Here is a 256-nt window from a genome sequence, read left to right as displayed (position 1 = left end):
CGTACCGTGGAATCAGGTACCGGGGACATTCACCCCCTGGCAACCTTTACCGGAACCCACTGATGTACTGTTTTATGAAGGTTTACACGGCGGCGTAGTCACGCCACAGCATAACGTTGCGCAGCATGTGGACTTACTGGTCGGCGTGGTGCCTATCGTTAACCTTGAGTGGATTCAAAAACTGATCCGCGACACCAGCGAGCGCGGGCACTCACGAGAAGCAGTGATGGACTCAGTAGTGCGTTCAATGGAAGAC

1 pseudogene is annotated in these 256 nt (G+C 54.3%); it reads left to right on the top strand.

What is annotated here, in order from left to right:
- Positions 1–256, top strand: a pseudogene (locus tag SB756_RS32345) (phosphoribulokinase); the annotation flags it as partial.

Origin of the sequence: Pseudomonas sp. SIMBA_068, from assembly GCF_046534705.1 — a bacterium.
In the GTDB taxonomy this organism is placed as follows: domain Bacteria; phylum Pseudomonadota; class Gammaproteobacteria; order Pseudomonadales; family Pseudomonadaceae; genus Aquipseudomonas; species Aquipseudomonas putida.
The sequence above is the reverse complement of the archived record's forward strand: the minus strand, read 5'-3'. Positions and strand labels throughout refer to the sequence as shown.